The sequence below is a fragment of the Nocardia sp. NPDC004573 genome, from assembly GCF_053602135.1.
In genome coordinates, this window is sequence record NZ_JBSGDA010000002.1 from 1 (window position 1) to 25,751 (window position 25,751).

The 25,751-nt window shown below is 67.3% G+C and carries 12 protein-coding genes and 1 pseudogene; 11 read left to right on the forward strand and 2 right to left on the reverse strand.

All coding sequences use genetic code 11. The features are described 5' to 3' along the window. A pseudogene (locus ACWEKR_RS03515) lies at nt 1-336 on the reverse strand (hypothetical protein); the annotation flags it as partial. Nucleotides 337-910: 574 nt separating this feature from the next. Between ACWEKR_RS03515 and ACWEKR_RS03520 the strand changes: the two are divergent. The 11 genes from ACWEKR_RS03520 (at nt 911) to ACWEKR_RS03570 (ending at nt 23,418) form a co-directional block, all read left to right on the forward strand. After that, nucleotides 911-7,492, forward strand: a complete 6,582-nt coding sequence (locus tag ACWEKR_RS03520; RefSeq protein WP_452353434.1) for an acyltransferase domain-containing protein — start codon at nt 911-913, stop codon at nt 7,490-7,492. After that, a complete protein-coding gene (locus tag ACWEKR_RS03525) occupies nt 7,482-12,776 on the forward strand; it encodes a type I polyketide synthase (RefSeq protein WP_452353099.1) in 5,295 nt (1,764 codons plus the stop codon). Before ACWEKR_RS03520 ends, ACWEKR_RS03525 begins: the two co-directional genes overlap by 11 nt. Next, a complete protein-coding gene (locus ACWEKR_RS03530; protein ID WP_452353100.1) occupies nt 12,773-15,763 on the forward strand; it encodes a type I polyketide synthase in 2,991 nt (996 codons plus the stop codon). Before ACWEKR_RS03525 ends, ACWEKR_RS03530 begins: the two co-directional genes overlap by 4 nt. After that, nucleotides 15,760-16,425, forward strand: coding sequence for a glutathione S-transferase family protein (locus ACWEKR_RS03535; RefSeq protein ID WP_452353101.1), 666 nt, complete (start codon nt 15,760-15,762; stop codon nt 16,423-16,425). Before ACWEKR_RS03530 ends, ACWEKR_RS03535 begins: the two co-directional genes overlap by 4 nt. Then, nucleotides 16,422-17,630, forward strand: coding sequence for a cytochrome P450 family protein (locus ACWEKR_RS03540; RefSeq protein ID WP_452353102.1), 1,209 nt, complete (start codon nt 16,422-16,424; stop codon nt 17,628-17,630). The genes ACWEKR_RS03535 and ACWEKR_RS03540 overlap by 4 nt, the downstream gene beginning before the upstream one ends. After that, nucleotides 17,627-18,259 (forward strand): hypothetical protein, encoded by a 633-nt coding sequence (locus ACWEKR_RS03545; protein WP_452353103.1) that lies wholly within the window; start codon nt 17,627-17,629, stop codon nt 18,257-18,259. The genes ACWEKR_RS03540 and ACWEKR_RS03545 overlap by 4 nt, the downstream gene beginning before the upstream one ends. A 437-nt stretch (nt 18,260-18,696) precedes the next feature. Next, complete coding sequence (locus ACWEKR_RS03550) at nt 18,697-20,067, forward strand: toll/interleukin-1 receptor domain-containing protein (RefSeq protein WP_452353104.1); 1,371 nt, start codon at nt 18,697-18,699, stop codon at nt 20,065-20,067. After that, entirely contained in the window at nt 20,028-20,444 is a 417-nt protein-coding gene (locus ACWEKR_RS03555; protein ID WP_452353105.1) for a VOC family protein, read from the forward strand. Before ACWEKR_RS03550 ends, ACWEKR_RS03555 begins: the two co-directional genes overlap by 40 nt. 140 nt (nt 20,445-20,584) lie before the next feature. After that, nucleotides 20,585-21,337 (forward strand): aromatic-ring hydroxylase C-terminal domain-containing protein, encoded by a 753-nt coding sequence (locus tag ACWEKR_RS03560; RefSeq protein WP_452353106.1) that lies wholly within the window; start codon nt 20,585-20,587, stop codon nt 21,335-21,337. 137 nt (nt 21,338-21,474) lie between these two features. Next, on the forward strand, nt 21,475-22,428 hold the full coding sequence (locus ACWEKR_RS03565; protein ID WP_452353107.1) for a DNA polymerase domain-containing protein: 954 nt from the start codon (nt 21,475-21,477) through the stop codon (nt 22,426-22,428). A 573-nt stretch (nt 22,429-23,001) separates the two neighbouring features. After that, entirely contained in the window at nt 23,002-23,418 is a 417-nt protein-coding gene (locus ACWEKR_RS03570; RefSeq protein WP_452353108.1) for a hypothetical protein, read from the forward strand. 1,153 nt (nt 23,419-24,571) lie between these two features. Here ACWEKR_RS03570 and ACWEKR_RS03575 read toward each other — a convergent pair. Continuing rightward, nucleotides 24,572-25,522 carry a hypothetical protein gene (locus ACWEKR_RS03575; RefSeq protein ID WP_452353109.1) on the reverse strand — a complete coding sequence of 317 codons (951 nt, stop codon included), beginning with the start codon at nt 25,520-25,522 and terminating at the stop codon, nt 24,572-24,574. Nucleotides 25,523-25,751: the final 229 nt, after the last annotated feature.

Consider the following 25,751-nt stretch of genomic DNA (forward strand, 5'->3'; position numbering starts at 1 on the left):
GTTGGTGGTTGGTGTGGTGGGGGGGGGCCCCGCCCCCCCCCCCACGGCGAGGGTGCGCGTCATCGCCGAGGCGCGACGGGCGCTGTGCTCGCGCGGAGTGTCGTCGGCAAGCGGCTCGCGCAACAAGACCCGAGCGCGGCGCGGGTCGGCCTCGAAGTAGTCGGCGCAGATTTCCGGCGCGGTGCGCACGGCCGTAGGGAGATCGGCAGCGCCGGGGAGTTCGTCGAGCCGTGTGCGGAGCCCGTCTTCGACCCGGTCGTAGACGGCGGTGGGCAATTCCTTCCGGCTGCCGACGCTTTCGACGGTCGCCGGACCGATCCTGCAGCGTCTGGCCACGCCACAGCTTGGCAGTGCTCATCGGGTCCATCCTCGGCCCAGCTCATCCGGCCGACCAACCGGCGCCGACGGGCACGATGGGGCCGTTGACGAACGAGGCGGCGTCGGAAGCGAGGAACACCGCGACCGCGGCCATCGTGCGAGCGCGGTGTAGTGGTTCGCAGTGCGGAATTCGCTGACATCGAAACCGATTCCGCGCGCGCCGATGACGGCCACCCGGTTGCCGACGGGCCTCTCCTTGCGAGTCGGTTCCGGATAGGACAACACCATGGGCTGTGCACTCGGTCAGCTATCCCGCAGCTCGCTCGCGAGTCAGGTCCAGGCGGGTGCTCATGTCGAGCCGTAACCGGCCTTGGTTGGTGTCGGACCAGAACACCGGCCGAATCGCCCGACGCTCGCTGTCGCCGATCGGATCCCGGAAACCGGGATCCTGCGATCCGCTTGTAGACACCTGAAGCAGCCCTACGAATCCCGCGCTTTACATAGGTAATTCAGCAGGGATACCCTCTGGTCTGATTCGGGCGAGCCGCCGGTGGGTCATCGGGATAAGCCACGAACTAGATCGTTGCTGGAGGTGGTTTCACCCGTGTTGTCCTGGTCTATGGAATCTGTCCGGGACTGGCTCATAGCTAGAACCGCCGCCCTCGGCGGGCTGGATCCCGGTGCGATCGATGGACATGAGCCGTTTACCAGCTACGGGCTCGATTCGTTGATGTTGACGGCGCTCGCCGACGAGTTGAGTGAGGCAGGGGGGCACCCCGTGTCGCCAGTCCTGTTCTGGGCGCATCGATCGCCGATCACTCTGGCGCGCAGGCTGACCGGAGCCGGGTCGACCCCTCCGGTGCAGCGCGAAACGCCAGGTCGAGATCAGTCGATAGCGATTGTCGGTCTTTCTTGCCGGTTCCCCGGCGCTCCCGATGCGACGGCATTCTGGCGATTACTCAGCTCAGGTGCGGACGCGCTCACCGAACCGCCGGACGGTCGATGGGCCCGCGACAGTCCGCCGCGGGGCGGGTTCCTCGACCGGATCGACGAGTTCGACGCGGAATTCTTCGGTATATCTCCCCGGGAGGCTCCGCACGTCGATCCGCAGCAACGGCTCATGCTCGAACTGATGCAGGAAGCTCTCGATGACGCGGGCATTCCGCCTAGCGGTCTCGAAGGCAGCCGGACCGGAGTTTTCGTCGGTGCGATGTGGAGTGAATACGGGGCGGGAATCCGCGCGGACCCCGACCTGGTCACACAGCACACCTTGGCCGGAGGCGATCCGAGCATTATTCCCGCCCGATTGTCCTACACGCTCGGTGCGCGCGGGCCGAGCCTTCAGGTGAATACCGCGTGCTCGTCGTCACTGGTCGCGGTCCACCTCGCGGCCCAGAGCCTGCGTGAAGGCGAGTGCGATCTCGCGTTGGCCGGTGGCGTGAGCCTGATGCTGGCGCAGGATACGGTGCACGCGCTGTCCTGGCTCGGCGCGCTGGCACCAGACGGGCGGTCGAAGGCGTTCGACGCGCGTGCGGATGGATACGGCCGCGGTGAAGGTGGCGGCCTGATCGTGCTCAAACCGCTCGATCGGGCACTCGCCGACGGTGATCCGATTCACGGCGTGCTCAAGGGCAGCGCGGTGAACCACGACGGATTCAGTAACGGCCTGACGGCGCCGAGCCCGCTGGCCCAGGAATCCTTGCTGCGTAGCGCTTATCGCCGAGCGGGGGTTGCGCCCGCCGAGGTCGGGTACGTCGAGGCGCACGGGACGGGAACGGCGCTCGGTGACCCGATCGAGGCAAGCGCGCTCGGCGCGGTACTCGGCGTGGGCCGGTCTCGCGACCAGCTGTTGCCGATCGGTTCGGTCAAGAGCGCGATCGGCCATCTCGAACCTGCGGCCGGGATCGCCGGCCTGATCAAGGTGTTGTTGGCGATGCGGCATCGCACCGTGCCGCCATGCGGCCAGTTCGAAGAACCCAACCCGAATATCCCCTTCGATGAATGGGGTTTACGGGTCCCCACGCGGGCGGAGCGGTGGCACGGCGACGCGGAAGGTCGCCTCGTCGCCGGGGTGAGCGCGTTCGGCTTCGGCGGCACGAACTGCCATGTGGTCATCGAGAGCGGCGATGACGCTCCGGTCCACCTGCTGCCCCTTGCGGCGGACACCGAAGACGGCCTCCGTGCCGCGGCGAGGGAGCTGGCGTCCACTCGGGACCTGCCGCCGATCGCCCGACTGTGCGCCGCCGCGTCGGTCGAGGCGGTCGGCTCGCACCGGCTCGCGCTGTCCCTTCGCGACCGCGAGGATATCGCCCCGGGCGCGGAGAAATTCCTCAGCGGCCGTGCCGGAGCCGGAATGAGCACCGGGATTATCGACAGCGACCGGCCGAGGATCACGTTTCTGTTCGGTGGCCAGGGTGCGCAGTGGACCGGGATGGGTGCGCGGTTGTTGCGTGAGCCCGCGTTCCGGTCGGCGATCATGCGGTGCGAGACCGCACTGCGCCCCCACGTCGACTGGTCCCTCACCCGGCTGCTGACCTCGGCCGACGAGAGCTGGATCGAACGCACTGAGCTGGTCCAGCCGGCGATCTTCGCGATGCAAGTCGCGCTGACCGACCTGTGGCGATCACAGGGAGTCGAGCCGGATGCCGTCGCCGGGGTGAGCATGGGTGAAGTCGCCGCCGCGCACGTCGCCGGAGCGATCACGCTCGATGATGCCGCGCTGATCATGTGCAGGCGCAGCGCGATCGCCGGCGGGATGTCCGGCCACGGCGGAATGGCGGTACTCGACCTGTCCGCTGAGGAGACGACCGACCTGCTGTCCCGGCACGGCGGTGACGTATGGGTCGCGGGCAGCGCGAGCCCGGGATCCACGGTCATCTCCGGCGATCGAGCAGCAATCAAGGTGATACGGGACGAACTCACCGCGCGCTCGGTCGCGTCGGCTTGGATCAGGGTCGACTACGCCTCGCACAGTCCCTACGTCGACTCGGTGCTGCCCGACCTGCGGGCCGCGCTCGCCGATCTGCGACCCGGCGAGACCCGGATACCGTTCTATTCCTCGGCCACCGGAGCACAGATGAAGGGCGCGCTGCTCGATGCCGAGCACTGGGTGCGCACCGAACGAGAACCATGGCGATTCGACACCGTGATGGGACACTTACTCGCCGGCGGCCGCCAGATCTTCGTCGATGTCGACCCGCATCCGATTCTCGAGCCGGTGGTCGAGCAACACGGCGGCACGGCGCTGCCGACATTGCGCCGTGCGGACCGCGACCGCTCGACCTTGATCGAATCATTGGGCGCGCTGTACACCCTGGGAGCCGTCCAGCCGCCGCCAGACCAGGGCCGGACGCAGTTGCTGGTGCTCTCCGCCCGCTCTCGCGATTCCCTGCTGGCATCGGCTACCACGATGGCGCGCGAACTCAGCGGTGACAACGACATCGCCCTGCGCGATCTGTGTTACACGGCCGCGGTGCGGCGGGACCACCACGAACACCGGCTCGCGGTGACGGGTTCGTCTTCGAAGGAACTGGCCGATGCATTGCGTGCCGCGGCTGTGGGGACCGTACCCGGCAACACGTGGATGGGCAGTGTGGCGCGTGGCGAGCGGCGAGCGATCGTGTTCGTGTGCTCCGGTCAGGGGTCGCAATGGGCCGGTATGGGCCGCAACCTGTTGCGTGCCGAGCCGGTGTTTCGCGCGGCTGTCGAAGAGTGCGAGAAGTGGTTACGGCCGCTGACCACGTGGTCGCTCACGGCCGAGCTGACCGCGCCGGCGGAAAGGAGCCGCCTCGATGAGACCGCGGTCGCGCAGCCAGCTCTGTTCGCTGTCCAGGTGGGGATCGCGCGGCTGTGGCAGGCATGGGGGCTTGCGCCGGACGCGTTGATCGGCCACAGCGTCGGCGAAGTCACCGCCGCGTACCTGGCCGGGGCGCTGTCCCTTGCCGAAGCGGTCGAGGTGGTGTATCACCGTGGCCGGTTGATGCAGGCCGCGGCCGGAGAAGGTGGGATGGCATCGGTGGAACTGCCCGCCGAGCGGGTGCGCGACCTGCTGAGCGAGTACCAGGGTGAACTCACGATCGGCGCGATCAACGATCCCGATTCGACCGTCGTTTCCGGTGACGCCGCCGCGCTGGCCGACTTGCTCGGGCGGCTACGCGGCGAGGGGATCGCATGCCGTCAGCTTCGGGTCGGCTACGCGTTCCACAGTGCGCGGATGAACCCGGCCGGGCGCCAATTGTCTCAGGCGCTCGGCTCGCTTACTCCGGGGCCGAACCGGTTGCCCGTCTACAGCACAGTCGCCGGGAAGCTCATCGATGATCAGCGATTCGACGCGGACTACTGGGTACGAAACGTGCGGGAGACCGTGCGGTTCGCGGACGCCATGGACGGCGCGATCTCCGACGGGTACCGGGTCTTCCTGGAGATCGGGCCGCATCCGGTTCTGCTGGAGAACGTCCAGCGATGCCTTGCTGCCCGCCGGATCGACGGTCACGCCGTTGGTTCGTTGCGCAAGGGGGAGGACGAGCGATCCGCGCTGCGCCGCGCGGCCGGGGCACTGTACGCCGGTGGCTGCTTGCCGGATTTCGCTCGGCTATTCGAAACCGGCAGGGTCGTTTCGCTGCCCGCTTACCAGTGGCAACGGAAGCGATACTGGCTCGCGGCCGACCGGCGCACCGCGCTCGCCGTCGAAGACGACCGGTGCCATCCGCTGCTCGGCACAGGCTTGATCTCGGCGGTAGAGCGGGGGACCCGCTACTGGCAACGCGCGCTGGACCCGGTGAGGCTGCCGTATCTCGCGGACCTCACGGTGCGCGGGAACACCGTGATCTCGGCGGCTACGTTCGCCGAAATGGCGTTGGCAGCGGGAGCCGAGGCGTACGGCACCAAGGACATCGCCGTCACCGACCTGGCGTTCGAGCGCATGCTGGAAGCGACCGCGGCCGCGGTGCCCACGACCCAGACGGTGATCAGCACGCGGGAGGGACTGTTCCAGGTATTCGGCCACCACGGTCCGGATTGGGTGCGGCACGCACTGGCCACCGTCGGGCCGGACACCGAAGGGCCGGATGTGCGCGAGGAGCCCGCACTGATTCGGCAGCGCTGCACCGCGCACCGGGACCGGACAGAGCACTACCGCGTGCTGGCCCGGGCGGGGCTGGGAATCGGGGAGCACCTTCGTGGGGTATCGGAACTCTGGGTCGGCCAGGAGGAAGTGCTGGCCAGGCTCGTGCTACCGGAGCAGCCACATGGTCGAGACACCGATTACCGCATCCACCCCTCGGTGCTCGACGCCGGTCTGCAGGCGCTGATCGCCCTGTGCAACGGTTCGTCCGGAAGCAATGTGGTGACCGGGATCGGTCGGTTGCGAGTGCATCGGACACCGGTGGGCCCGGTATGGGCCCACGGCCGATCAGCGGAGTCGGGCGGCGACCTCTATCTGCTCGACGACGACGGCCGGGTGCTGGTGGTGGCCGAGGGCGTGCGCCTGCGGCCGCTCAAAGATCCCGGTCCCGTGGCGGATTGCCTGTACACGGTGGAATGGCGCGAACGAGCGGACCGACAACCGGTGCGAGATCCAGCCGGGTCGTGGATCGTGCTGGCGGGCGAGGATCGTCTCGGCGCCGAGCTCGCGGACGAGCTGAGGGCTCGGGGCAAGCAGTGTGAACTGGTGACCGCGCGGAGAGCGGACCGGACCGGAACAGAGTCTCTGCGGGCGGTTCTGACCGGATCGGCGCCGGCCGGGGTGGTGCTCATCGGAAGTCTCGGCAGCGCGAGCGTGCGGGGCGTGGCCGACGCGCTGGTCGGCATGGGCTGGCGCGATCAGCCACGGCTGTGGCTGGTGACCCGTGCCGCCCAGGCGGTCGGCGAGTACGTCTCGGCGGTGGATGTCGACCAGGCGTCGTTGTGGGGACTCGGCAGGGCGATCGGGCTCGACCATCCCGAGCTGTCGGTCACGCGGGTGGACCTTGCCGCGCGGGCGACACCCGATGACGCGGCCACGCTGGTGACGGTCCTGCTCAGCGATGATCGGGAAACCGATGTCGCCCTGCGTCCCGGTGGCCGGTTCGTGGCCAGGCTGGTCCGCGCGCCGGACGTTCGTGAGCGAGTGGCGGCGTTGCGGACGGACGGCGCATACCTGATCGTCTGCGCGGATGCCGCACTCGCGGAGTCGTTCGCCAAGTGGATGGCCGACCGTGGTGCGCGCAACATCGTGATCCTGGACCGAGATGGCGCGATCGGGCCGATCAGCTTTCCGGGGGTAAAGGTGTCGGTTCTCGACATGTGCCCGACCGACGACCACGAGACGTACGGGCTGATCACCGAGATCGAGGCTGTCTGGGGCCCATTGCGCGGGCTCGTCCACGCCGCGGGTGAGGACAGCGCGTGGCGGTGGCATCAACACACGCTCGACCGCGAGCTGGATCTCTTCGTGCTCTGCTCGTCGGTCGCCTTGTTGTTCGGGTCTCCGGGCGACTCGATAGGAAGCGCACGGTCGAACGCGATCTCCTACCATCGCCGTGCCCGCGGCCTACGTGCACTGAGCCTGCACCTCGCCCAGGCGGGCATGGCGACACACGGCATCGGCAATGTGTCCTCGGCAGATCTCGGGCGAGCGTTGGACCACGGGGTATGCGCGGATCCCGGTCAACTCGCGGTGATGAGGCTGAACCTCCGCCATTGGTTCGAATCGTTTCCCAGCGCGGCGGGGACACCGCTGTTCGATGAGATCGAATCCCGTGACTCCGGGATCACCACCGCGTTCGCCGACAGGCTGGCCGCGACCAGCGCCCCGAAACGGGCGGGGTTGATCGAAGAGCACCTGATCGAACAGGTCGCCCTGACGCTGCAACGAGACCCCCCGAGCCTGAGCCGGCAGTCGACGTTCCAGGACATGGGCATGGACTCGCTGATGGCGGTGGAGCTACGCAACCGGCTGGAATCGACGCTCGGCGTCCGGTTGTCCGTCGCGCTGGTCTTCACCTACTCGACCATCGCCGCGCTCGCGGAGTTCGTCGCGGACGAACTCGCGGTGACCGGCACTCCGGCCGGAGAACCGGACCCGGACGATCGGCCTTCCATGACAGCGGACATTGATCTGCTCTCCGACGAGGAAGCCGAGGCCATGCTGCTGGAGAGCATCCGGCTCGTCGAACAGGAACAACATGACGACTGAGCAGACATCGCCGGTGAAAAAGGCTTTGGCGGCTATGCGGACCCTGCAGACCCGGCTGGACCGGGAGCTGATGGCGAAGACCGAGCCGATCGCCGTCATCGGCATCGGCTGCCGTGTGCCGGGCGGCTGCCGTGGCCCCGACGAGTTCTGGCAACTGCTCGACGATGGCGTCGATGCGATCACCGAAGTACCACCGGACCGGTGGGTGGGTGAGGTCGGAAGTCCGGCGCGCTGGGGTGGCTTTCTGTCCGATGTGGACGCATTCGACGCGGCCTTCTTCGGCATCGCGCCCCGGGAGGCCGAGGCGATGGACCCTCAGCAGCGCCTGCTGCTTGAAGTGGCCTGGGAGGCGCTGGAACAGGCAGGCCACGCTCGGCTCGACCGGCTGGCCGGCTCGAGAACCGGTGTCTTCACCGGTGTTGTCGTCACCGACTACGACCGGCTGAGCCTCGGAAACCGGGACATCTACACGGTGACCGGCAACGGGCACTCGTTCCCCGCAGGACGGCTGTCCTACGTGCTCGGCCTCCAGGGACCCAGCATGGTCGTGGACACGGCGTGCTCGTCGTCGCTGGTCGCCGTACATCTGGCAGTCCAGAGCCTCCGTTCGGGAGAGAGCGAGATGGCGCTGGCCGGTGGGGTCAATGTGATGCTGGCCAGAGACATGACCGACATGCTGGCCAGCTCGCGCGCGTTGTCCGAGGATGGGCGATGCAAAACCTTCGATGCGCTGGCCAACGGCTATGTCCGGGGCGAGGGCTGCGGGATGCTGGTCCTGCGACGGCTTTCCGACGCGGTGGCGGACGGCGATCCGGTGCTGGCGGTGATCCGTGGTTCCGCGGTGAACTCCGACGGCCGTTCCTCCGGGCTGACCGCGCCGAACGTCGCCGCGCAGAAGGCTTTGCTCCGTCAGGCGTTGCGTAGCGCTCGCGCCGACGCGGCGGACATCAGTTACGTCGAGACGCACGGCACCGGAACGCCGCTCGGCGATCCGATCGAAGTGGACGCGCTTGCCGAGGTGCTCGGCGGGTTGCGGGACGATGGTTCGCGTTGCGTGCTCGGCGCGGTGAAGACCAACATCGGGCATCTCGAGGCGGCCGCCGGAGTGATAGGACTGATCAAGGTCGTGCTCGCGCTGCAGCGGGAGCGTATCCCGGCGAACCTGCACTTGCGCACCGTCAATCCCAGGATCGACCTCACCGGCACCGCCCTGGTACTGCCGAGGGACCCGGTCTCGTGGCCGAAACACGATGGTGCGACGCGGATGGCGGGTGTCAGCTCGTTCGGGATCAGTGGCACCAATGCGCACGTCATCGTCGCCGATCCGCCGGAGTCCGCCGAGCCTCCCGCGACCGAACCAGGACCGGCTCTGGTGCCGATCTCCGCGCGCGATGCCGGCGCACTGACCGATCTGGTCGCCGCGTTCCGCGCCGAGCTCGACGAGCGGCAGGCCGAGGTCCCGGATATCGCGTACACCGCTGCTGTCCGCAGGCATCATCATCGGTACCGGGCCGCCCTGGTGCTGCCCGGCGACGGGCCGCCGCGACTGATGCCCGGCCCCGAGCCGGACGAACAACCGCGAGTGGTGTTCGTCTTCTCCGGCCAGGGCTCGCAGTGGCTCGGCATGGGGCGTGCGCTGCTCGCCGGTGAGCCCGCGTTCCGAGCGGCTGTGGAGACCTGCGACGACGCGATCCAAAGCGAGACCGGATGGTCTGTTGTCGATGAATTGACTGCTGAGCCCTCCACGTCGCGGCTCGACCGGGTGGACGTCGTGCAGCCGGTTCTGTTCGCGATGGAGGTCGCGTTGGCGGCACTGTGGCGATCGAAGGGCATCCAGCCGGACGCCGTCATCGGGCACAGCATGGGTGAGGTGGCCGCCGCGCATGTGGCCGGCGCGCTCACGCTGACCGACGCGACGCGCATCATCTGCCGCCGCAGCCAATTGCTGCGCGGACTGGCCGGGCGCGGCGCGATGGCGCTGGTGGAACTGCCGATCGAGCGAGCGAGCACGGCGCTGTCCGGATTCGCCGACCGAGTTTCGATCGCGGCGAGCAACAGCGCGCGCTCGACCGTGCTCTCCGGCGACCCGGACGCGCTGGACGAGATTCTGGCCGAGCTCACCGGCGCGGGGGTGTTCTGCCGTCGGATCAAGGTCGAGGTCGCCGCGCACAGCCCCCAAGTCGATGCCATCACCGATGAGCTGAGTCGCCAACTCGGTGCGCTGACGCCGGAGGCCACCACGGTGCCGATGTGGTCGACCGTGCTCGGAAAGGTCTGCGAGGGCGCCGAGCTGGATACCGCGTACTGGATACGCAACCTTCGCGAACCCGTGCTGTTCGCGGAGGCGGTTCGTGACTGCATGGCACTGGGGCGCACGATATTCGTCGAACTGACTCCCCACCCCATCCTGCTGCCCTCGATCGAAGAGGACGGAGGCCTGGCCGTTGCGTCCGGCCGTCGCGAACACGATGAGCGCGTGGTTTTCCTCGAATCGCTTGCCGCGCTGTATGTCAGGGGCTGCCAGGTGGACTGGCCCACGCTCCACCCGCGCGGCGGACGCTGCGTGCCACTGCCTGCTTACCCGTGGCGGCGCCAGCGGTATTGGGTGGATCGAATTCCGGCCGCGCGCGCCGACCACGGGCATCCCTTGCTCGGCGAGCCGGTCAGCCCGGCGACCTCGCCGGGTACCCGGATCTGGGAGCGCGAGCTGAGTCTGCCGTACCTGGCCGACCACATCGTGGACGGCGCGGTGGTGTTCCCGGCGTCGGGCTATGTGGAGATGGCGCTCGGCGCCTGCGGACGGTCGAGGGTGTTGGAGGACCTCGCATTCGACCGGATGGCGATTCTCGCAGACGACGGCTCCGGGCACGTCCAGTTCATCGAGTACGCCGACCGTTTCCAGGTGTACCACCGAGCGGCAAGAGACGAACCGTGGGTTCTGTGCGCGCACGGATCCGTCCGTCCCGGGGACGGCAGGCCGCCGATGGCCGAGCCGCCATCGTCGGTGCGCGACCGGTGCGGCACCGAGGTAGCCGTAGCCGAGCACTACGCGCGGTATGCCGGGCGAGCTATCGACTACGGCCCGGCCTTCCGTGGTGTGCAACGAATCTGGACCGGCGACGGTGAGGGTGTGGCCCTGGTCGAGTTGACCGGGTCGTCCTCGGGGTATGTCTGCCACCCTGCCCTGCTGGACGGTTGCTTCCAGGTACTCGGCAGCGTGCTACTCGACCGGCGAGCGAGCGGCGGGGTCATTCCGGTTCGGATCGACCGGCTCCGAGTGCACCGGCCACCCGGTGGCCGTGCGTGGGTACACGCACGCGCCCGGTCCACCGAGGACAGTGGGGATCTGCTGGTACTCGACGACGACGGCACCGTGCTGATCGAGGTCGAGGAGTTGACAGTGGCCAGGCCTGCCGAGCCGGCGCCGTACCGGGACTGGCTCTACCGGGTGGCCTGGCGCGCCGCAGAGCGGCTCGTGGCCCCGGATGCCGGCCACGGGCCTCTCGGGAAGTGGCTGGTGCTCACCGATTCCACCGGCGTCGGTACGGCGCTGGCCACGCTGCTCGAACAGCGTGGCCAAACCTGCGTACTGGTCGACAAGCGGGATATCGACATCGCCGACGACGCCGCGTGGAGCGCGTTGCTCGACGACGTCGCCGCCGGTGGCGAAAGAGCCTGCGTCGGGGTGGTGCATCTGTGGAGCCTGGACACCACAGGCACCGAAGACGTCACCGCCGACACGCTGAGCGCCGATCAGCACATCACCGGACTCAGCACAGTGCGGCTCGTCCGCGCGCTCGCCCGCCTCCGGTTGCGGGACCATCCTCGGCTGTGGCTGGTCACCAGAGGCGCACAGCAGGTGGGCCCCGAACCGGTCGAGGTGTCCCAAGCGCCGTTGTGGGGATTGGCGAGGACATTGAGCGTCGAGCATCCCGAACTGGAGTGCGTGCGGGTCGACCTCCGATCGGGGTGGGGGCCGACACGTTGCGCCGACGAACTCCTTCCCGAGCTGGTCGGGGCGGACGGCGAGGACGAGATCGCGTTACGGGAGGGAGGGCGCCATCTGGCGAGGCTGGTACGGGCATCGCTCGAGCCAAGGGGCGTCGAACTGTCCTTCGCCCGGGGCACGTACCTGATCAGCGGCGGGCTCGGCGGGCTCGGGATCGGTTTGGCGCGCTGGCTGGCCGCGCACGGTGCGCGGCACCTCGTGCTGGCCGGACGGCACGATCCTGTTCCGGACGTGCAGGCCAGGATCGACGAGCTCAGGAGGGAGGGCGTCGAGGTCGTGGTCGCGCGGGCGGACGTGGCCCGGCGCCAGGACGTCGCCGCGATGCTCGCGGACATCGACGAGCGGCTGCCGCCACTGCGCGGAGTCCTGCACGCGGCCATGGTCCTCGACGATCGGACCATTCTGGAACTGGACGCCGAACGGTACGACCGCGTGCTGGCACCCAAGATGCGGGGGGCATGGAATCTGCATGAGCTCACCGAAGACCGGGAGCTGGAGTTCTTCGTGATGTACTCGTCGGCCTCCGCCCTGCTCGGCTCGCCCGGACAGGCCAACTACGCGGCCGCCAATGCGTTTCTCGGCGCGCTCGCCCGGCATCGGGAACACGGTGGCCGAAAGGCCCTGTGCGTGGATTGGGGGTTGTACTCGCAGGAAGGAATCATGGCAGATCGCAACACCGAAGGGCAGCGACTCGCGCATCGGGGGGTCGGCACCCTGACCCCCGAACAAGGCATGGACATCCTCGGTCTGCTACTGGGTGGCCCCACCAGCCAGATCGCTGCGGCCAATCTCGATTTGCGGCAGTGGCTGGCGTACTACCCGGTCCTGGCCGGTGCGTCGCTGTTCGCCGAACTCGGTGCGGATGGCCGGGAGAGTGCGGGCCGTCCATCGGATCCCGCGTTCACGGACCGGCTGCGCGCGGCGACACCTGCCGAACACCCGCGCTTGATCGACGACCTCGTCACCGAGCAACTCGGCCGGATCCTGCACCTCGACGCCGATGCGATCGACCGGAAGGCGCCGCTGACGACCATGGGCGTCGACTCACTGATGGCGCTCGAACTGCGGAACCGGCTGGAGGCGGGGCTGGGGGTCCGGTTGTCGGCGACGCTACTGTATACCGCACCCACGGTGCGGGCATTGACCGAACAGCTACTCGACGTGCTCGGCATGGGCGAGCCCCAGGAGGCCACCGACGAGTTCGAGGACCTCGGCGACCTGCTCGCGCAGATCGACGGCTCGATCGAACGGCTCGAACGCAGGCAGCTGCCGTGACCGTCATCGATGAGGAGGGCTACCGCTCGCGTCTGGCGAAGGCTGCTTCCGCGCTGCGCAGCCTGGAGGCCGAGGTCGCGCGGCTGACGCGGCAGCAAACCGAACCTGTGGCCGTGATCGGCATGGGCTGCCGCTTCCCCGGCGGCGTCGACGACCCGGAATCATTCTGGGCGTTGCTTTCCGACGGCGTCGACGCGGTGTCCCAGCGACCAGTTCGCGCCACTGACGATGCCCCGAGTACAGGTGCCTTTCTCTCCGCTGTCGACGGTTTCGACGCGGCGTTCTTCGGGATCGCGCCGAGGGAGGCCGCGGCACTGGATCCGCAACATCGGCTGCTGCTCGAAGTCGCGTGGGAAGCGCTCGAAGATGCCGGCGTGGTGACCGAGCGGCTGGCCGGTAGCAGAACCGGTGTGTTCGTCGGCATGAGCAGCAACGACTATCTGCTGCTCAGCGCCAGATCCGGCGCGATGGGCGCGTACGCGGGCACCGGAACGGCCCACTGTTTCGGGGCGGGCCGGTTGTCGTACCTGCTCGGACTGCGTGGGCCGAGTCTCGCGGTGGACACCGCGTGCTCATCGTCGCTGGTTGCGGTACACCTGGCGATCCGCAGCCTGCGGACAGGAGAGAGCTCGCTCGCACTCGCTGGGGGAGTGAACCTCGTTCTCGACGAGTCGGTGACTCAGATGGTCGCCGACCTGCAGGCGCTGTCGCCGGACGGCCGGTGTCGCGCATTCGACGCGCGTGCGAATGGGTTCGTCAGGGGCGAAGGTTGCGGAATCGTGGTGCTGAAGAGATTGTCCGACGCGCTGGCTGACGGTGATCGAGTGCTTGCTGTGCTACGGGGTTCCTCGATGAACTCCGACGGTCGCTCGGCCGGACTGACCGCGCCGAACCCCTTGGCGCAAAAGGACATGCTGCGTCAAGCGTTCGCCGATGCGCGTGTGCGCCCCGCCGACATCGGATACGTGGAGACCCACGGCACCGGAACCGCGCTCGGGGACCCGATCGAGATCGAGGCGTTGGCCGAAGTTTTCGGCGAACCGGAGCCGGACAGCAGCGGTTGTGTGCTCGGGGCCGTCAAGACCAACATCGGGCATCTCGAAGCTGCGGCCGGGATCGCCGGATTGATCAAGACCGTACTAGCGTTGCGGAATGCGGAGATTCCCCGCAACCTGCACTTCAGCACCCTGAATCCGAGGATTTCTCTGACCGGAACGCCATTCGTGATCCCGAAGACAGCCGTCGCATGGCCTGAGGGAGATCGGCCACGGATCGCCGGCGTCAGTTCGTTCGGCATGAGCGGCACCAACGCGCATGTCGTCGTCACCGAAGCGCCGACGCCCGAGCAGGTGCCACCGCGCGCCGGGCCGGTTGTGCTCCCGTTGTCGGCGCGGAGCCCGGCGGCGCTGACCGAGCTGGCTTCGGCGTACGCGAGTGTCCTCGAGCGGGGCAACGATCCGCACGACATCGCCTACACAGCGGGGGCACGGCGCGATCATCACGAGTGGCGAGCCGCGGTGGTCGGCGAGTCCGGGGCCGAATTGGCCCAGAAGCTGCAGGCCTTCGCGCGAGACGGTGTCACCGCGGCACGAGCCGACGCACCGCCCGCGCTCACCTATGTCTTCTCTGGACAGGGCTCGCAGTGGGTCGGCATGGGACGGCAATTGCAATCCAGCGAGCCGATCTTCGCCGCTGTGCTCGGTCGATGCGATGAGCTCATCGCGAAGAACGCATCGTTCTCACTGCTCGCGGAGCTGGCCGCGCCACCGGACCGGTGGAGGTTGGCGCGCACCGAGATCGCCCAGCCCGCGCTGTTCGCCTTCCAGATCGCGCTGACCGCCCTGCTGTCCTCATGGGGCGTACGACCGGACGCGGTCATCGGGCACAGTGTCGGTGAAATCGCCGCAGCACACGTCGCGGGTGCGTTGAGTCTCGCGGAAGCCATCAGGATCGTGGTGTCGAGGGGCCGCATCATGGCGCGGGCAGCCGGTTCGGGGACGATGGTCGCGGTCGAACTCACCCACGATGAGGTCGCGGCCTGGTTGTCCAGGATCGACACCTCGGTCGCGGTGGCCGCGATCAACGACGACAGATCCGTCGTGCTGTCCGGCACGGTGGACGAACTGCACACCGTGCTCGGCCCGCTCCAGCGACAAGGCGTTCGCTGTCGCCGGCTGCCGCTCGACTACGCGTTCCACTCGCCGTCGATGGCTCCGCTGGCCGTGGAACTCGCGCAGGAACTCGGCACGGTCGAGGCCGGCCGGACGGCGTGCCCTCTGTACAGCACGGCACGCGGAAACCGGATCGCCGGAACGGAATTGACCGGGGATTACTGGGCGGACAACGTCCGGCATCCGGTCCGGTTCGCCGAAGCCGTGCACGCTGCGGGCAGAGATGGGCAGCGACTCTTCCTCGAGATCGCACCGCACTCTGTGCTCTCCGGTCATGTCGCGAACTGCCTCGGCGCGCCGGCGGCGATACCGACGCTGCGCAAGGAGCGCCCCGAAATGCGCAGCCTGCTGAACTCCGTCGCCGACCTCTATACCGCGGGGTATCCGGTGGACTTCGCCGGCTTTTACCCGGATCGCCGCCCGGTGGTGTCGTTGCCACACTATCCGTGGCAGCGCAGGCGTTTCTGGCTCCAAACCCCGGAACCACCGCGCGAAGAGGTCGCTGTCGAGCCGGCGCATTGGCTCGAGGAGCTGATCGGGCTGCCGGACGGAGAGCGGGAGGCAGCGATCGAGTCAGCGGTACGCGCGGATGCGGCTGCCGTGCTCCAGTTGGCTTCGACATCCGATGTCCCGGTCGACGGCAAGTTCATGGAACTGGGCATGGATTCGCTGATGACCGTGCAACTGCGGCACGAACTGGCCGCGCGAACGGGCCTCGCGCTGCCATCCACCCTCGCCTTCGATCACCCGACCCCACGGGCGATCACTCGATACTTGCTGCAGATACTCGCGGAGCGCGAACAGGATGGATCATGATCAGGGTTTACGGGACAGCCACCAGCGCGTGTACGCACAAAGTGCTGATGGTGCTGGCGGAGAAGGATCACCGAGCCGAGCTGGTCGAGGTGAGTGTTCTCAAAGGACACGACAAGTCGCCGGAACACCGGCGTCGTCAGCCTTTCGGTGAGATTCCGGTACTCGAAGACGACGGGTTCCTGCTGTATGAATCGCGGGCGATCATCCGCTATCTCGATCAGCGGCTGCCGGGCCCCGCGCTGACGCCGGATGACCTCCAGCTGCGCGGGCTGATGGAACAGTGGATCAGCATCGAGCAAAGCTATGTCAGCGGCCCGGTGTGGGAGCTGGTCCGTGGCGGCCCGGTCTACGAGATCATCCGGAGCAGCCCCGCCGCTGCGCTGTTGCCGCCGCCGCCGGACCAGGACGCTATCGCCGCTGCCCGTGCCGCACTGGCGACACCTTTCGACGTCGCGGACGCCACGCTGTCCGAGCAGGAGTTCCTCGCCGGTCCCGAGTTCTCACTCGCCGAGGTCACCTGGCTGCCCTACTTGCAATATCTGGTCGCCTCCAACGGCGCGGACCTGATCGAGGCGCGGCCGAACCTGGCGCGATGGTGGCGGGAGATCAGTGGAAGGCCGACTTGGCTTCGAGTCGGCAAGGTGCTGGAGCGACCCGAATGAACCAGTTCGACCTGTGGGGTGAGCAGATGCGGGTCGATCCGTTGCCGACGCTGGCGCAGATGCGTGCCGAGGCGCCGATCGTCCGGCTGTTCAATCCTCACCAGGGGGCGCCCGAGTGGCGCGTGACCCGCTACGGCGACGTGGTCGAACTGCTGCGTGATCCTCGTTTCAGCAAGGACAAACGGAAACTGTCCGATCAGGCGCGCTCGAGGTACTTCCGGGTCACCGAGTTCGACCGGCTGGACAACCACATGCTCTACGCCGATCCGCCCGAGCACAGCAGGATGCGCGCACTGGTGGCCAAGGCCTTCACTCCCCGCCGAATCTCGCAGCTGCGCCCGCGCATCGCCGAGGCGACGGAGAGTCTGCTGGACCTGGCCGAGCAGCAGGACTCGGTGGACCTGCTCGACGCACTGGCATTCCGGTTGCCGATCACCGTGCTGGTCGAGCTGATCGGGGTTCCGATCGAAGACCAGGAGCGCTTCCGGGAGTGGACCAGAATTCTGATCGCTCCGCCGTCGGACGGAAACTTCGACGCCCTGCGCCGGATGGCGATCGAGTTTCAGCAGTACCTCGAGGAATTCCTCGCGCTGCGCCGCAGGCACCCCCGCGACGACCTCACCAGTGCGTTGATCGAGGCGCAGACGCATGGCGACCGGCTCTCACCGGTAGAGCTGATGAGCATGGTTTTCCTGCTCATCGCGGCGGGTTTCGAGACGACGGGCAACCTCATCGGCAACGGGGTGTGGGCGCTGCTCCGTCATCCAGCGCAGCTGCGGCGGCTGCGTGACACGCCTGAGCTCATCGAACCGGCCATCGAGGAGGTGTTGCGATACTGCCCGCCAGTGGCAAACAGCACCGGGGCTTTTCCGCTGACCGATGTCGAATTCCGAGGCACGGTCATTCCGGCCGAGGAACTGGTCGTCGCTTCGCTGCTGTCAGCACATCACGATGACGAACGGTTCCCCGAACCCGACCGGTTCGACGTCACCAGGTCACCGAACCAGCATCTGGGGTTCGGCCATGGCCTGCACTTCTGTCTCGGATCGTCGCTGGCGAAACTCGAGGCGCAGGTGGCCATCGGCACCCTGGTGCAGCGCTTTCCCGGACTGGGGTTCGCGGCCGATCCCGACACCTTGCGATGGAAGATCGGCGTCTTCGTCCACGGCCTGGAACGCCTCCCGGTGACCTGGGAGGCGCGATGACGATCCGGGTGCGCCAGGCGGCGTGGGACGACCTGGACGAGATCATGGCCGTCGAGCAGGACTGGGAGGAAGCCCAACGGGCGAGCCGGGATCAGATGACCGCTCGCCTGCGCGTGTTCCCCGAAGGGTTCTGGATTTTCGAGCAGGACGATGAGGTCGTCGGAACCTTGATGGGCTTCCCCATGCACTACAGTCCGGACAAGATCGCCGAGCTCAGCGATTGGGATACGGTGACCGGCCACGGCTACTACCCGACGATAGACCTGGACGCCGCGAACGCCATCTACCTCGCCTCCGGCTCCCTGAAGCGGACCGCGCGCGGCGGAATGGCATACGCGGTGATGATGGAGACCCCGGTCGAGCTGGCCGAGCGGTTCGCGCTGGACTATGTTCTCACCGGAGCCAAGATCCCCGGCTACGACGCCTATTGCCGCCGGTTCGGTGAAATCGACGCAGCCGACTACGCGTTTCGTCAGCTCGGCGGCTGCCTAGTCGATCCATTCCTGGAGATGTACCGAGGGCACGGCTATCTGGTGCCCGACCGACAGCACATCATCCCCGACTATTATCCAGATCCGCCGAGCAGGGATTACGGCGCGATCGTCGTGCGGAACATATCCGGTCGATGATCAGCTGAACGACCATCCGTATCGGGAGACGCAACCTGGGCCCGTTCCGGTTCGATGTCGCCGAACTGCCATCACGAATGACTGCCCCATCCGGACGGCACCGGCGGACGTGATCCGCTGCGGCTCTACGCTTTCGCACTGCGAGCGATGACGGCCGCCGCTCGTGCCCGCGTGAAGTATCTGCATCCCGCGCGTACCGCAGCGTGATGGACCACGACAGACCTATTGGTCTGTGATACCGGGCAAGGGTGGTAACCGAACTTTTACCGCCCGGCGAGGGAGGAATGCAGTTCTCGCGTTGTGTGGTCGGCGGATCGGCGAGGAGAATCTTCATCGGCTGACTTTTCGCTGGGGTTGACGGGATAATGATGGCCGTTCAAGATCTCGCCGCGCACTGAGGGCTCGTCAGCAGTCCCGTTCGGGGAAGAGGGGGGTACATGAATCGCTATCGGATATTTCTCAGCTACCGCCGGGACGGCACCCACCACTTCGTCGGTCGGCTGCGCGCCACCTTCGAGAAGGAGCTCCCGGACGACCTGACTTTCTTCGACCGGGACTCGATCGACGTCGGGGTTCCATTTCGCCAGGCGATTGTCCAAGCCATCGCCGGATCGGCCGTGGTCATCGTGGTGATCGGGTCGGAATGGCTCAGCGCCCACAACAAGAGTCGACTGCACGCACCCGACGACCCGGTACGCATGGAGATCGAGACGGCACTGAGCCTGGGGAAGGTGGTGCTACCGCTCCTGGTGGACGATGCCGGACTGCCGCACCCGAACGAGTTGCCCCCGAGCATCCGGAACCTGCTCGAGCACAACACGGTCCGGATCAGGTCCGAGGTATACGACGACGACACGGACAGGCTGGTCCGTATCGTCGACGGTCTGGTCGCGCAATCCGTCCCGGAGCGCAGAACCGACAGCGGCACCGTGTTTCCCGACACGGGCGAGAGCGCCAGCACGTATCTCAACGTGGCGATCGCGGGCATCGCGATCCCGCTGTTCGTCTGGTTCGTGTTCCGAGTGCACGGTGAGCTGCGCGATCTGCTCTCGGTGCTCTTCGGCGTCTCCGTCGTCTCCGGGCACTTCTACATGATCAGCCGCGGCGACAAACTGGCGATCGATGCGGGCGGAGTCGAGGTCCGCAAAGTCGGCGTGGTCCATCGCTTCTCGTGGCGCGATATCGACAGGTTGGCGATATATCCCACCGGGAAAAGCGTCTTCCTCGTCGCGCGGATGGTCGACCCTCTGGTACAGCAGAAATACGGCCAAGCCAGCGGTTGGCCTCGCTGGGACAGCGGAACGGGACAACTGCTCATCTGCGATCTGAAAGTGGAGGCCTACCGTAACGCAGGTAAGGACGGCGGATCCATCTCCTTCACCACCGACCGATATTCGGGCGGAAGCGAGTATGTGCTGGAATCGGTGAAGCGGTACCGGCCTTACGGCGGATTCGGGGGTCTACCGCCGCCGGTGCCCGTGTCGGATCCGGTTCCGCGCAGGGCGATCGGCGTGGCAGTCGCTGTGGTGCTGGCCGTCCTCGTCACCCTCATGGCCGTATCGGTGGCCCGATCGACGGATACGGCGTCGACCAGAAACCGGCATTTCGGGCTCGCTCCGACGACTTCCGAAACGGTGAAGTCCGGCGAATACGGAACCGCTCGTCGTGGCATCGACCGAAGCCTGCCTGCCGCGCCACCCGAGCCGCAGGGTTCGAAGGCCGCACCACGCGGTCGAGACGCCCGGGTGGTCGTGACAGGATCTCGATCATGCCCATCTCCACCAGTTCGTTCGACCATGTCCGTCTGACAGTGACCGATATCGACAGATCCCGTGCCTTCTATGACGCCGTCTTCGGATGGCCGATCGCTTGGGAGTGTTCCGCGGACGCGGACGAAGCCACCCGTGCGCGATTCGGGTTCCTCTTCGGCGGTGTGATCTACCAGATGGGTGATGCGCTGCTCGGACTTCGCCCGGTCGCCAGTGATGAATTCGACGAAGACCGAGTCGGACTCGACCACCTCGCCTTCGCCCTCGCCACTCGGTCGGAACTCGATTCGGCCGCTGCCTTGCTCGACGAACTCGGCATCGCCCACGCGGGAGTGAAAGACCTCGGCCCCATGTACATCTTGGAATTCCGCGACCCGGACAATATCGCGCTGGAATTGGTTGTACGGAAACAGTAATCGCGGTGCACGGACGGCCATCTCTCGATATCGCCGCCGCCTACTTCGACCTGCGACCGCGACAGGTCATCGTGCCCCGCATCGGGGTCTGAATTCCGCTCACCGCAGCAGTCGGAGCGGCGCGTGTCACCGAGAAGGCCATGTCAACGATGCGCGCGATCGGTAGTGGCGAGGATTCCGGCGAGGATGACGCGCAGGCCGTGGTCGAACTCCGTGGCCCGATCGGCGGTCGAGGTGTCGGTCACCATGCGCGCGGTTCGGGGATAGCGGTCGGCGTCGATGTCTCGTCCGATATGGTCGAGCTCAGAGGGATTGCCGTCGATGTACTGCTGCACGCAGGCGCATCCGACGAACTGCTGGATACCTACGAATCCGAGCGCCACCCCACCGCCGCCCGCGTCCTGCACAACACCCGCGCCCAGACCGCCCTCATGCGCCCCGGCGCGCACACCGACGCGTTGCGCGACATCATGGGCGATCTGATCGATATGGACGCGGTCCGGCGTCGACTCGGGCTCATGATCACCGCGCTCGATATCCGCTACGACACCGAGTGCAATCACGAACTCGCCGGTGGCCGCGTGCCCGATGCCGACCTCACCACCGTGGAGGGCGCTACCCGAGTCAGCCGCCTGCTGCACGGCGGAAGACCGGTTCTGTTGCTGCTCAACGGAACCGACCTTTCGGCAGTATCGGAGTGGGAAGACCGGATCGAGATCGTCCGTGCCCGCACCCGCGACGACCACTGGGCCGTCCCCGGGATCGGCGACATCCCGACACCTGGCGCGGTTCTCGTGCGCCCCGATGGCTATGCCGGCTGGGTGGCCGATGGACCGACCACGTCCGGCTTGACCGAAGCGCATACCACCTCGGTGGGCGCACTGGCCTGGTAGGGACTCCCGGATTCCTGGTTCGCATCCGGTCCGGCAGGTGTCGAGGCTTCCGCAGTTCCCGGCCTGCTGCTGCAACACCCCGGCATTCGCCACCTCCGGTGATTGACCGGCGCCCGGTGGTCGGGAAGGGTGGAGCGATGACGGAAGTCGAGTTGCGTCACGGGGTCGAACTGTCCAATCTCGATCAGCCGTTGTTCGATGAGGCTGAGGCGAGCAAACGGGATCTGGTGGACTATCTGGAGTTCGCCGGGGAACGGTTGCTCGGGGTGCTGCGCGGACGGCCGCTTTCGGTGGTGCGGGTGCGGCCGGGACAGGAGCCGTTCACACAGAAGAACCTCCCGAAGTACACGCCGGGGTGGGTGGCGCGGACGAAGGTCTGGGCGGAGAGTTCCCGGCGGGAGATCACGTACGCGCTCTGTGACGACCTGCGGACCCTGATCTGGTTCGGTAATCAGCGGGCGGTCGAGTATCACCCGACCCTGTTTCTCGCGGCATCCGCACCGGAACCCACACATCTTGTGCTGGATCTCGATCCCTCACCGGGACAGACTTTCGCCGACGCCGTAGCAGGTGCCCGGCTGATCCGGGAAGCGCTGGCCGCGGACGGATTGGCCGGAGCGGTGAAGACGAGCGGTTCCAAGGGGCTACACGTGTTCGTGCCGGTGGTATCGGGGATCGATGTCGAGGACGCGGCCGCGGCGACGCGGGCCGTGGCGGCGCGAGCGGAGCGGATCGATCCGTCGGTCGGCACGACAGCGTTCATCCGGGAAGATCGTCAGGGCAGGGTCTTCCTCGACGCCACCCGTGCGGGCGGTGCCACTGTGGCCGCCGCCTACAGCCCGCGTATCCGTCCGGGCGTCACCGTGTCGTTCCCGCTGCGGTGGTCGGACCTCGACGAGGTGAAACCTACTGATTTCACGGTGCGGACCGTGCCGGATCTGCTCGGCGACAGTGATCCATGGCAGGCGGAAATGCCTCCTCCGCAGCGTCTTCCACCGGATCTGGTCGAAGAGGGCCACACGATTCCGGTGGCCCGGGTTCAGGCCATGCACGAGGGCAAACGACGTGCCAGAGCGCGGCGCGGCGAATGATCTGCGCAGTACCAGGCGCGTTCGGTCCATGCCGCAGTGCGGCGTTTCGGCCCGCCGTCGTCGCCGCACACCGTACCGACAGACCGCACCATTGCGGGGCGTCGTGTTCACACGGTCATGCTTTGTGTCCGGCCGTACGCCCCGCCGAACTACCCGCCCCCTGGACCTACCCGCGTTTCGGGCGGTGGATCGGCAGCGGATACAGTCCGGATCGATAGGGATCGCAGGTGGGTATCGCATATGTTGTCAACGCGGCTGTCGCACCCGCTACGCCCGACGCCGGTGCGCCCGCGACCTCCACCGCTCCGAAATAGGAGCCCGCAAGCACCCCGGCACTGCGCGCTGGCCGTGCAGTGCCGGGGTGTCCGGAAGGTGGCTCTGGCTCACTTCCGGTGGTGCCGGGCTATGCGGGCAGGATGCGGTGCCGCAGGAGCTGAAACTGGGGTCTGTCCAGCCATCGGCTCTGTCTCGATTTCGGTCCGAGCGCAGGACCTGATCGACGAAGCCGCTGCCCGGATGCAGCAACCAGCGTCACACCGCCGCACTGAGAGCATGGGGAAAGGAACGATTGGCATGACGGTCGAGAATGGCCTCGAGGCCAACCCATTATCCAGCCGTTGGAGGTCCACGATCGACCTCCTCGCCGCCAGCCTCGCCACTCACCTCGGTGAGCAGGTGACCGTAGTCAACGCGAGCGAGGCCGAGGATGGGTTCTCCTGTCTCGTCCGAGGTCCTGAGCCGTCCGGTCCGTCCCTCCAGGTGTCGTGGGAGGGAGTACTCGGCATGCAGTACATCGACGGACAGCCGGACATCAGCGTGTCGGTGTTCCTGTACAGCCGAGGCCGCCGCCTGCGGCTCGACGACCAGCCTGGCAGCTACCTGGAGATCGTTTACGCGGGCCCTCTCGACGGCACGGGGACCTGGCGCGACCTGGGCTGGCTGCAGGACGAATTCGGCGAGTTCGAGACACACGATCATTACGGCGACTGACCGGCTCCTCGGCATGTCGGGGACGAGTTCCGGGCGATGCCTTCGGTGTTACCGACTTGGCGGACGGCGCGTCCTGCGGGCGTGGTCGATGGCGGTGCCCGCGCCATGGCGGAAGGGGCGGGGGTGAGCCAGGTGAATCCACTGCGTGGGCGGCGCGCCGGATGCGTCTGAAGTTGTCGGGGGTTGCGGAAAGTGTCGGTGCGGGAGGGGAGCAACAGCCAGTCCGGGTTGGGTTGTCCGGACGAGGGGAGTTGGGCGAAGACTACGCGGATGGATTCGACGGTGTGGGAGTGAGAGCAGGAGGCGCCGGCAGCTGCGGTCGGATTTCGGTGCAGGGTGGGTGCGTTGGCAGCGGTCGCGGCCTGCCACTCACCTGAATGCAGTTGCAGTCTGCCACCTGGACCTTTGCGTCAGGGGCCGAGCTGTCGGAGGCAGCTCCGGAGGCCCTCCGTCAACCTGTCAACGGTTGTATACAGTCATGACAACGGTTGACGAGCATGCCGACCCGTGGTCGACGGCTACTACATCATCGCGGCCACGCTTCTCCTCCGATCCGAACCTGCCCGCCCCCACCTACCGGAACTCCCTGTGCCGATCCGCCTTCATCCGGTGGCGACATGGAACAGCGGATCGGCCTAGCAGCCAACATCCACGCGTCCCCCCGGTCGCCAGGCGGCTTCTGCACGGCAGCGAGGTGAGTGCCGGGATCCGCTTTCCGGTGCTTCACCGCCGCACCGATTCGGATGGCCCGAACATGCACGTCCAAGATGATGAACGCCGAAGCAGCGATGCGGGAACGGTGGAAGCTACCTGAACACCGTCGGGGACCGCAGCCACTGCGCGTGCACCCACACCGTCGCGGCCGCCGGCCACCGCTGCTGTAGACGCGCCGCCGACCGGAGCCGGGGTGCGCCCCTGCACGACCGCGGCGGCGAGCACGGATTGGCGTGTCGCGGAGCGATCCACCGGCCCGCGCGCGTCATCCAGCGGCCGTCGGCGGGGGCGGCGCCGTCGTGCGCGAAGCTGTGGATGGTGGGGGAGAGTGGACTGCGGCTGGTATTGCGCCTGAGGCGGACGTCGATCTGGAATTGGGTTATCCGGACGAGGACCGTCCTGCCGGTTGACCTTGCTGCCGTCGCGGGTGGGCAACCGGTCAACTGGGCTGGGGCCGTGGTGGGTGCCCGACCCGCAGTTGGCAGCCGATCACCGAGGTCGGGACGGTGGTGCGGATGTCGTGTTCTATCCACTTCAGGGGACCTACGGCCATAGCGTAGATACTCGACGCTCGAGCCGTTTCCCCCCGTGCGCGATGCGCCTTGATGATCGCGGCGACACTGGTGATCAGTTCGCCGACCAGATCGGATTCGACGGGCGGGTCGTGAACTTCTCGGCACAGCTGGGCCAGAACGTGCGCTGCTGTTTCCAGATCCGGTGTGGGCGGTCGGAAGATGAGCGGGCGTGCGCGGCTCCCGGCGACAAGTGCCGACATACCCAGTTCGTGCGAGGCGACGGCGAACGGCCCTCTCGCGTCGGGCTCCGTCCGCCACGACCAGACCGCCAGCACGCCGGAGACACGGCTTGCCGCCCATCGCCATACCGCGCGCTCGATGCTCCGAACACGTGCCAACGCCTCATTGAAGCCGCGGACATCAGCCAAGGCATGCGCCCAAAGCTCGGGGTCGGCCGACAGCGCGGTTTCTCGCGCCGACGGTTTGATCGCACGCGGTAATTTCCATTCGGTCTGCGCGTCGGCCGCTGCTTGCGCGTCGTCCTCCCACCCGTCGCGCAGATCGGGCAGGCTCAGGCCCGCTCCGACCTCGAGGTCGGTGATCGCCGGACCGAGACGTGCGGTGTGGGCGTCACGCCACTGGGCGAGGTAGCCGGCGACATGACCGTCGACGACGCTGACTCGTGGCTGCAGCGTGGCCCCGGTCGCCCGCATCCGGTGTATCCATTCGACCTCCGAGAGGCTCACCGCCGCGGCGGCGCGTAGCGTGCGCCGCAGCATCCGATGATCCGAGCCGTCACTGTCTTCCAAGCGCTCGATGCCGGCCAGCATCTGCTGCTCGAAACTCGCCCCCGGCCGAGGCAGCCCTGGCGCCACCGACCGATAGAGACAAAGGTCGCAACTGGTCAACGTGCCGGGATCCGATCAGTCGACGGACCGACGACCACCGGTCGCGAGATAGTGCCCTTTGCAGGTTGTCGGAGCTCGAGGATTCGTCCGCTCATTCGGTCTCGAGCCTCGAGCACCATGCACTCGCGCCCGGCCACCACGAGCGCGCGGCCCCCACCAGACGACCGCCGCCAGAACCCAGTTCCGCATGCACACA

Bases quoted from the DNA above. Each gene is read 5' to 3' on its own strand.
- ACWEKR_RS03525 (WP_452353099.1), top strand. From the start codon at position 7,482: ATGACGACTGAGCAGACATCGCCGGTGAAAAAGGCTTTGGCGGCTATG.
- ACWEKR_RS03545 (WP_452353103.1), top strand. From the start codon at position 17,627: ATGACGATCCGGGTGCGCCAGGCGGCGTGGGACGACCTGGACGAGATC.
- ACWEKR_RS03540 (WP_452353102.1), top strand. From the start codon at position 16,422: ATGAACCAGTTCGACCTGTGGGGTGAGCAGATGCGGGTCGATCCGTTG.
- ACWEKR_RS03555 (WP_452353105.1), top strand. From the start codon at position 20,028: ATGCCCATCTCCACCAGTTCGTTCGACCATGTCCGTCTGACAGTGACC.
- ACWEKR_RS03550 (WP_452353104.1), top strand. From the start codon at position 18,697: ATGAATCGCTATCGGATATTTCTCAGCTACCGCCGGGACGGCACCCAC.
- ACWEKR_RS03570 (WP_452353108.1), top strand. From the start codon at position 23,002: ATGACGGTCGAGAATGGCCTCGAGGCCAACCCATTATCCAGCCGTTGG.
- ACWEKR_RS03535 (WP_452353101.1), top strand. From the start codon at position 15,760: ATGATCAGGGTTTACGGGACAGCCACCAGCGCGTGTACGCACAAAGTG.
- ACWEKR_RS03560 (WP_452353106.1), top strand. From the start codon at position 20,585: ATGTCAACGATGCGCGCGATCGGTAGTGGCGAGGATTCCGGCGAGGAT.
- ACWEKR_RS03565 (WP_452353107.1), top strand. From the start codon at position 21,475: ATGACGGAAGTCGAGTTGCGTCACGGGGTCGAACTGTCCAATCTCGAT.